This is a genomic window from Palleronia sp., from assembly GCF_042089775.1.
GTDB lineage: Bacteria > Pseudomonadota > Alphaproteobacteria > Rhodobacterales > Rhodobacteraceae > Palleronia.
Map to the genome: position 1 here is coordinate 1 of NZ_JBELKF010000228.1, position 2,863 is coordinate 2,863.

Genomic DNA, 2,863 nt, shown 5'->3' on the forward strand with positions numbered 1-2,863 from the left:
AGCTCGTCGAAGCGGGCGGTCCCGCCGGTCGGCGTGCTGGCCTTCACGTCGGAGCTGACCAGCTCGATGACTTCCGAGCAGCCCGGCCCTTCGACCATGCGCACCTGGACATAGCCCATGCGCGTCTCCTCGCGGCGCGCGCGCCCGCCGGCCATGGCCGCCAGGTCCTCGTCGGCCCAGAAGGCGACGTCCTGCCCTTCGATCAGAACCTCTGCCCCGCCATTCTCGCACGACCCGCTGAAGAAGGTGTCGGCGAGGATCGAGCGGAGCACGGAGATGTCGGTGCCCTGCAGGCTCTGCGCACCGACACCGCCGCCCTCGCTGCCGATGCGGCTGATGCGGGGCTCCTCGAGCAGGAAGTTGAGCGGGCCGTCGGCCTGCGCGGGCACCAGAAGCGCCGCGGCGTCGATCTGGTAGACATCGCTGGTCGCGGAGAAGTCGCGGAACCGCAGGTATTCGCCGGTGGGAACACCGCCGCCCGTGGTCACCTCGGCGCCGATCAGGGCGGTCACCATTTCGGCGGTGACGGGCTCGGCCGCCGCGGCGCCGGCGATGAGCGGCACGGCAGCGCAGCCCAGAAGCAGTGTGCGGATGGATCTGGTCATGAGACGTCCTGTCAGAAAGGGGTCCGGATCGCGGTCCGGAAAGGACCCGGGGCCGCGCGTGGCGGCCCCGGGGGGAATGGATCAGGCGGCGTCGGCCGAGCTCATCGCATAGGCCTGGGCCTTCAGCTCCTCGACAAGCTTGCCGATCACGTCGCCACGGCTGTCGTCGTCGAGCCGTTCGCCGAGCTCCTCGAGCCGCGCAATGCGGGTCTCGATGTCGGACTTGGCCGAACCGCCCGGGTAACGCGCGGCGAGCACGCGGCGCGCCAGGCGCGGCCCGAGGCTCTCGTAGAGGCGGTTGCGCAGCGCCACGTCCTCGGCGGTGGTCGAATAGGCCCACAGCTCGACCGGGCCGAGCGTCAGGTTCAGCTCCTGGCGGACCTGGCCTTCGCCCTTGAGCTTGAACATCGCCCAGACCGGCGCACCGCGCCGCGACGGGCCGCGCAGGTTATAGCGCAGGACCTTCTTTTCGCCCTCGCTCAGCCCGAACATCTCGTCCATCACCCGGATCGAGTTCTCGGAGCCCACGTTGCAGACGAGCAGCGTCGAGGCGATCTCGATGATCGGCGTCGGGAAGTCCTCGATCAGCTGCGAGGCGATGCGCAGGTCGACGTTGAACTTCCGCCCTTCCCGGCCGTCCTGCATCACCTGGTCGGTGATCGAGGGGTTGCCGCCGGTGCGATGGAATTCGTCCATGCAGATGATCTTGGGGACCTGCGCGTTGTCGCGCGCCCGGGTGACGTGATGCTCGAGATAGGCCTGCGGAAGGATCCCGTCACGCACCGCGATCCGGAACTCCGCCTCGTCGAGGAAGAAGTCCCGCGTCATCATCTGGCGCGCGAGCATATACATCATCGCGGTCTGCTTGCGGGCCTGGGCGCTGGCGCCGCGGCTCGTGACCTCCATCAGGTCCATCGAGACGACCCGGCTGGAGCCGATCGAGTAGCGCGTGGTGCCTGCGAGGATCGGGTAGTCGCGCACGACTTCCGAGATCATCCGCTGGAAGCTCTCGGTCAGCGGCTGATGGGTCTCGGCATCCATCGCGTTGCCGTAGAGCGAGCGGACCTGCTCGGCCTGCGAGGCGGTCACGAGATCCGACAGCGTCGGCACGGCGTGGCGCTGCGCCAGCTCGGCCTCGTAGAGGCGGCCATTGATCATCAGGTGATCGACGACCATCCACCAGGACGCGCTTTCCCATCTGTCGAACTGCGTCTCGCGAAGGGCATTATCGACCCGCGCCTCATCGCCCTCGAGGTAGCGCTTGGGCTCGCGCTCGTCGCTGCCGGTTTCGTAGGCGCGATCGATCGCAGCACCGATCAGGCCGCGCATCGGGCTCGAGGGCGGGGTATCGCCATCCGAGCAGATCAGGTTGACAAAGTTGCCGATGAACTGCCGGTCCGCCGCAGTCGGGCGACGCATCCCCAGGTGGGTGTCGAAGACGTTGACGGCATGCTCCTTGCTCATCTTGAGCCGCTGGAACATCGCGAGGTGGCGCTTGTTCGCCGGCAGGGCCTCCTGCACGAGCGAGATCAGACCGGCCGAGGACGGGCCGATGTCGATGATCGCGATGCGCGGCAGCACAGGCTCGTCTCCGCCCGCGATGGAGGGCGAGAGCACCGAGGCGAAGTTCACCGTGTTGAGGAACACCGATTTGCCCGAGCCCGGGGTGCCCACCGTGAGGGTGATCCAGGTCGTCTGCTTCGACGAGGTCGGCTGGAACGGCCAGGGCTTGCCCGAGGGCGTGCGCAGCAGCAGCGTGCCGTGCTCCCAGGGCGAGGCCTGCCGGCCGAGCGGCATGAGCGCGAGAACGTCCCGCATCGGGCCCGAGCTCACCGGCGCGGTCGAGGCGGTGGTGATGCCCGGCGCGCTGGAGAGCACCGTGGCCATCGGGTCGCCCGAGATGCCGTCGACGCCGGAGTTGCCCCAGCGCTTGACCGTGCCCATCACCGCCTGCGCGTTCCGGCGCAGCGTCTCGCCCTGCCCGACCGGCGCCCAGGTGGCGAAGGACATGCGCAGCCGCACGACCGCGTCGCCCTGGCCGTCGATCTCCTGCAGCGCGCTCAGCGTCTGGCGGATCCGGTTGTTGTGCGACGGCGATGCCCAGCTGAAGATCGACAGGAACAGGCTCTTCATGCGCTGCGCATGCATGCCGCCGGACTCCATCCGAAGCGATGCACGCCAGGGACTATCGTGACCCTTTGCGGTAATATCGAGCACCAACGCATTGAATTCAGGCAGGACTTCCGGCGCGAGGGTCA

At 68.4% G+C, this 2,863-nt stretch carries 2 protein-coding genes; both read right to left on the reverse strand.

Going from position 1 to position 2,863, the window contains the following annotated elements; translation table 11 throughout:
- A partial coding sequence (locus ACFDS3_RS20345) for a hypothetical protein (RefSeq protein ID WP_375264147.1) occupies window positions 1-605 on the reverse strand: 605 nt, incomplete at its 3' end.
- Between the two features lie 81 nt (window positions 606-686).
- On the reverse strand, window positions 687-2,863 hold a 2,177-nt coding region (locus tag ACFDS3_RS20350), incomplete at its 5' end, for an ATP-binding protein (RefSeq protein ID WP_375264148.1).